A 3,739-nucleotide genomic window follows, 5' to 3' on the forward strand; every position below is an offset into this window, starting at 1 on the left:
ATTCCCGGAGGGCGGTGCTGCGCCGTCTTCGCCGCATCGAAGGTCAGGTTCGAGGCATCATCCGCATGGTGGAGGAGGGCAAGGACTGCCACGAGGTCCTCAACCAGGTGGCGGCGGTCCGTTCGGCTATGGAGCGGGTGGGAGCGCACATCATCACCCATCGCTTGAAGGAATGCCTGCGCGTCAACTCGGAGGACGATTCCGAAAAGGCCATAAGCGAGGCCGTGGAGACATTTCTCCGTTTCACCTCCAGCATCGACTGACCACCGGGGTCGGAGTTTCAAAACAAGTAACGAAGCAGGGGTTTCCACGTACATTACCCGTGCATGTCGAGGTCTTCGCAGAGCAGCCGGGGATGCCCGGAAAATGCCTTCACACTGAGACCTTTGGCGAAGGGCTTCAAAGATTATCCTCTACCGCCTCGATTTTATGAATGGTAATATATGCCAGAAAAAACCTCGGCTTCCAAGAGCCGGCTCTGTCGGTCTCCGTCCTCCCGCGCGGCATATATGGCGCCCGCTTTAAAGGGACACATGAGCCCGCCATGCTTGCCCCTGCACCTGTTTGCTCGAGAATGTCCAGCCGTTTGCACACCCTGCCGCCAATCGCGTCGCCATCCGGGTTTTGGCGGCCCGTGGACCGGGAACGGCGCGACGTCGCTCTCGAAGGGGGTTCACCTTTGGGCCGGAGGACATGATCTGGATTAGGTCATTTAATACCCGGGGGAGTATATCATGCTACCGTCTCCTATCGTGTCCTTGAGAGGGATGGAGGTGGACCATGAGAATCGCCCGCCGGAAGGACATGGCGGCCTCCCCTGCTTCCGAGCTCCGGGAGCGCTTCGGAGAACGGGTCAGTCTCGACGTCTCGGAGAGGTACGTATATTCCAGGGACGTGGGGGAGTTCCCCTCCCTGGTGGGCAAGCTGGTCGGCGGTCTCGCGCAGGCGGTCGTCCAGGTGCGGGAGGAGGAAGAACTGGCATGGTTGATGGATTTCTCCCTCCGCTTCGGAATCCCTCTCACCCCTCGCGCGGCGGCGACGAGCGGCTACGGCGGTACCGTTCCCGTACGGGGAGGGGTGGTGGTGGACCTGACCCGGATGAACCGGATCCTGGAGGTGAACGAGGATGAGGCTTGGGTCAGGGTGCAGCCGGGCGTCATCTGGTGGGACCTGGAAAAGGAATTGCGCGCCAAGGGCCTTTCCCTGCGGGCCTATCCCTCCAGCGCTCCTTCCTCCACCGTGGGAGGGTGGGTCGCAGGAGGAGGCTCAGGCATAGGGGCATACGGGTACGGGGGGGTTCGAGACGTCCTCCTCGGCCTTCGCGTCCTCACCCCCGGAGGCGCATCGTGGGTCAGCGGGGATGACCTGGACCTTTACGTGGGTTCGGAGGGGGTCCTTGGGTTCATAACCGAGGTGGAGCTCGCCGTTCGTCCCGCGCTCCCGGAGTCGCCGTTGCTTTTCTCTTTTCCCGGCCCCCGCGAGGTGCAGGGCTTCATAGACGACGCCGCCGAGGCCTATCCTCCGGGAGCGGGGATTACCGGCCCTGAAGGGCGCCGGAAGGAGGGTGGGGCGGGGATATTCCATCTCCAGGTCATAAACCCGGCTCTGGCCGCGCTCAAGAACCGCACCGCCGATCGGGCCTATCTCCCCGAGGGATCCTACCTGGTCCTTGTGGTGGCGGAAGGACAGGACGGAGAGGCAGTGCGGGAAAGGTTGCACGGTAGCGCCGTTTCCCGCGGTGGCGAGGCGCTCGCCGGGGAGGTGGCGGAGCGCGAGTGGGAGGAGAGGCTCTATCCCATGCGCATCAAGAAAGCGGGCCCTTCCCTGGTGCCGGCCGAGGCGGAGGTGCCTACCCTCAAGGTGGGAGACTTACTGGCGGAGACCTCGCGGCGCCTGCCGGACCTCGCCATGGAGGTGGTGGTGGGAAAGGGCACCTCCGTGTGCCTGGGCTTCATACCCTGCGACTCGAGGGCCTCGGACTTCACCGTGCGCTTCACCGCTTCCCTCGAGTTCCTCCGCCTGGCGGAAAAGCACGGGGGCGCTCCCTACGGGGTGGGACTTTATTTCGTGGACCGTGCGGAGCGGAAGCTCGGAAAGCGGCGCTTGAGGAGGCTTGAGGAGTACAAGCGGGAGACGGACCCCGGCTGCCTGCTGAACCCGGGGAAGGTGCTGCCCTCCTGCGCCGGCGGCTCCAGACTTTCGGCCCTCCGGCTCATGATGGCCGCCGGCTCGCTTTCCCTTCCCCTGTCCGTCCCCCTGGGCCGCCTGGTCCCCGGGGTGAGGCTCCTGCGCCGCAGGCTCCCGGAGAAGGTGGAGGAGGCGGCTTTCACCTGCGCCCAGTGCGGGTACTGCAAGGAAGGCTGCACCCTCTTCGAGGGCAGGGGGTGGGAGAGCGCCTCGCCGCGGGGGAAGATGCAGCTCCTGCGCGGCTACGCGAGGGGAGAGGTCCCCTTCTCCCAGGAGATGTCGGACACCTTCCTGCTCTGCACGACCTGCAAGAAATGCGACCTGGCCTGCCAGACCGACCTGCCCATCGAGTCCGTCTGGGAGGAGATGCGGGGAGAGCTCATCTCCCGTGGCAAGTTCCATACCTTCCCGCCATTCGAGATGATGGGCGCCTCTTACGACCTGGAGAACAACATCTGGGCGGGTTTCGCCGCCGACCGCTCCTCCTGGCTGCCCGAGGACGTAAAGCCCCTGGAGAGCGGACCGGTCGGTTATTGGGCCGGCTGCACCGCCTCTTACGTGGAGCAGGACATCGCCCGGGGCGCGGTGCGCATACTCAAGGAAGGGGGTGTGGACTTCGTCTACCTGGGGAACGAAGAGACCTGCTGCGGGGTGCCCTTCCTCATGAGCGGCAAGTGGGACCTCTTCGAGAAAGCCCTTCGCCGCAACATCCGCACCCTGAGGGAACGAGGGGTGAAGACCCTTTATACCTCCTGCCCGGGTTGCTGGGTCACCCTGGCCCACCACTACCGGGACTGGGCGGAGAAGCTGGGCCTGGAGTGGGACGTGGAGGTCAGGCACATAAGCCAGCTGGCGGCGCAGCTGGTGGAGGAGGGCAGGCTGAAATTCGAGCACCCCGTGCAGCTCAAGGCCACCTGGCACGACCCCTGTCATATCGGCCGCCACGGTGGGATATACGAGGAACCGCGGCGGGTGCTGCAGGCCATCCCCGGACTGGAGCTGGTGGAGATGGAGCACAACCGCGAAGAGGGGCTGTGCTGCGGGAGCGTGCTAACCCTCATCGGGGAGACACGCCCCACCTCAGGACGCATCGCCTCCCTGAGACTGGCAGAGGCGCGAAAGACCGGAGCGCAGGCAGTGATCACCACCTGCCCCTGCTGCGAGTTCCAGTTGAGGGTATGGAACGCCGCGGAGGGCGACGGACTGCGCGTCCTGGATTTCGCCGCCGTGGTGGCTCAGGCCCTGGGAGTGGAGTTAGAGGACCCCGACCCGAAGGTGCAGGACGCCTGGGCGGTCTTCGACACCATGATCCAATTGATGACCCCGAGGGGTATGGCGGATTTCATGTGAGAATTTCTGGATACCAGCCTCCCGCTCATGGGAAGGCTGCTCCGCCTGGGAAAGCGTATCCCGCTCCCGCTCAAGAGAGCGCTGTTCGCCGTCTCCGACCGGGCCATGCCCCCACTGGTCCCCCGCATGCTCCCAGTGATGATGCCCTGGATGCTCCCGCGCATGATGCCTCTCATGGAAAAGAGGATGCCCACCATGAGCG

At 64.7% G+C, this 3,739-nt stretch carries 2 protein-coding genes; both read left to right on the forward strand.

Going from position 1 to position 3,739, the window contains the following annotated elements:
- On the forward strand, positions 1-263 hold a 263-nt coding region (locus H7007_RS05685), incomplete at its 5' end, for a metal-sensitive transcriptional regulator (protein WP_350340622.1).
- Positions 264-780: 517 nt separating this feature from the next.
- Positions 781-3,537 carry an FAD-binding and (Fe-S)-binding domain-containing protein gene (locus H7007_RS05690; RefSeq protein WP_287153787.1) on the forward strand — a complete coding sequence of 919 codons (2,757 nt, stop codon included), beginning with the start codon at positions 781-783 and terminating at the stop codon, positions 3,535-3,537.
- The last annotated feature ends 202 nt before the right edge of the window (positions 3,538-3,739 follow it).

The sequence above is a fragment of the Candidatus Solincola tengchongensis genome, from assembly GCF_015711935.1.
GTDB lineage: Bacteria > Actinomycetota > Geothermincolia > Geothermincolales > RBG-13-55-18 > Solincola_A > Solincola_A tengchongensis.